At 68.4% G+C, this 2,574-nt stretch carries 2 protein-coding genes; both read left to right on the plus strand.

Annotation, left to right across the window (positions count from 1 at the left end):
* The coding region (locus tag LQV45_RS25310; RefSeq protein ID WP_230009380.1) for an amino acid permease at positions 1–1,223 on the plus strand (1,223 nt) is incomplete at its 5' end.
* Positions 1,220–2,574: NAD(P)/FAD-dependent oxidoreductase (locus LQV45_RS25315; protein ID WP_230009381.1), on the plus strand; the 1,355-nt coding region annotated here is incomplete at its 3' end. The genes LQV45_RS25310 and LQV45_RS25315, both read left to right, overlap by 4 nt.

Genomic DNA, 2,574 nt, shown 5'->3' on the forward strand with positions numbered 1-2,574 from the left:
GCCTGGTCCCTGCCGCCGGTTCCAGCTACTCCTACACCTATGCCACCATGGGCGAGGGCATGGCCTGGATCTGCGGCTGGTGCCTGGTGCTCGAATATGCCGTCTCCGTGGCCGCCGTCGCGGTCGGTGCGGGCCAGTACGTCAACGAGGCCCTGGCGGTCTTTGGCCTGGAACTCCCGGACGCCATCTCGCAACCGCCGGGAGCCGGCGGCGTGCTGAACGTGCCCGCAATCGTGATTGTCGCCCTGGCCACCGTGCTGTTGGTCCGCGGCGCCAAGGAGAGCGCCTGGATCAACACGGCGATCGTCCTGGTCAAGGTCGGCATCCTGCTGTTCTTCTGCGCCGTGGCCTTCACCGCCTTCAACGGCGGACACTTCGAACCCCTCATGCCGATGGGCGCCGCCGGCGTCTCCGCCGCAGCCTCCCGGGTCTTCTTCTCCTACATCGGCTTCGATGCCGCCTCCACGGCCGGCGAGGAGGCCCGGAATCCCAAGCGCGACCTCCCGCGGGCCATCCTGCTCTCCATGCTGATCGTCACCAGCATCTATGTGCTTGTGGCCGTCGCCGCCATCGGCGCGCGCCCCTGGGGCTGGTTCGACGGCACCGAGGCGGCCCTCGTGAAGATCCTTGAGGAAATCACCGGCCAGCCGTGGGTTGGCGTGGTGTTCGCCGTCGGCGCCGTGCTCGCCATCGCCAGCATCGTGCTGACCGTGCTGTACGGGCAGACCCGGATCCTGCTTTCGATGTCGCGCGACGGCCTGGTGCCCAAGGTCTTCGGCCGGATCTCGGCCCGGACCGGCACGCCGGCTGCCGGAACCATGATCGTGGGCACCGCCGTCGCACTGACCGCCGGCCTGGTGCCGCTCGGTGCCCTCGCGGACGCGACCAGCATCGGTACCCTGTTCGCCTTCGCCCTGGTGAACGTGGCAGTCATCTACCTGCGGCGGACCCGGCCCGAACTCACTCGCAGCTTCCGCGTCCCGCTCTTTCCGCTGACACCGGTTCTCGGCGCCCTCATGTGCGCTTACCTCATGGCCAACCTCGGCGCCGAGACCTGGGCGGTGTTCGGGGCCTGGATGCTCGTTGGCTGTGCCGCCTACTTCGGCTACGGCCGGAAGAACTCCAGGGTGGCTGCGCTGAGCCACGAGGACTACCTTGACCTATCAAGCCGCCACCCTGACAACACCACCACACACCAGGAAATGAAGGCAGAGATCTCATGACCATCGCCACCGAACTTCCGGCTCCCCGGTCCGCTGCTGAAGCGGGCGCGGCGCCCATCACCATGCTGAATCCGGACTTCCCGTTCAGCTACGACCACTACCTCGCCCACCCGGAGGGCCTGGGATCGGTGCCGCCCGAGCTGTACGGGACCGAGGTCGCCGTCGTCGGTGCCGGACTGTCCGGACTGGTGACCGCGTATGAGCTCATGAAGCTGGGCCTGCGGCCGGTTGTCTACGAGGCCGACAGGATCGGCGGCCGGCTGCGGACCGCCAGTTTCCCGTCCGCGCCGGGGATCGTGGCGGACCTCGGCGGAATGCGGTTCCCGGAATCCGGCAAGGCCTTCTACCACTACGTGGACCTGCTCGGGCTGCAGACCCGGGCCTTCCCCAATCCGCTGGCGCCGGCGACCTCCAGCACGGTGATCGAGCTCGCGGGCCAGAAATACTATGCCGAGACCGCCGCGGACCTGCCGCCGTTCTTCCGTGAGGTGGCGGACGCGTGGAAGGCTGCCGTGAACGACGGCGCCGCGTTCGCCGAGATGCAGGACGCCATCCGCGCCCGGGACACAGCCCGGATCAAGGACCTCTGGAACGCGCTGCTCCCGCAGCTGGACGAGCAGACGTTCTACGGCTTCATCGCCGGCAGCGACTCCTTCAAGGAAGCCGGATTCGCCCACCGCGAGGCCTTCGGGCAGGTGGGATTCGGCACCGGTGGCTGGGACACCGACTTCCCCAACTCGATCCTCGAAATCCTTCGCGTGGTCTACACCGACGCCGATGACCGGCACCGGCTCATCGACGGCGGCGCGCAGCGGCTCCCCGAGGCACTGTGGGAGCACGCGCCGTCGGGTATGGCCCACTGGCCGGACGGCACCTCGCTGGCCTCGCTGCACGCAGGCGCGCCGCGCGGCGCCGTGGACCGCATCGCCCGCGACGGCGGCGGCGACTTCCGGATCCGGGAACGCTGGGGTCGCGAATCCGCCTACCCGGCGGTGGTGACCACCTGCCAGTCATGGCTGCTCTCGACCAGGATCCACACGGACGAGGCCCTGTTCCCTGCCGAACTGTGCACGGCGATCGAGCGCTCCCACTACATGCAGTCCTCCAAGACCTTCGTCATGGTGGACCGGCCGTTCTGGAAGGTCATCGACCCGGCCACCGGCCGCGAGGTCCTGTCCATGACGCTGACCGACCGGTTGAACCGTGCCACCTACCTGCTGGACAACGGCCCGGACCAGCCGGCCGTGATCCTGCTGTCCTACACCTGGAACGACGACGCGCTGAAGTGGCTCTCGCTCACCGCGGAGGAACGGGCGGAGCTCATGTTGCACTCGCTGCAGCAGATCTACCC

This window comes from Microbacterium sp. Bi128, from assembly GCF_918698205.1.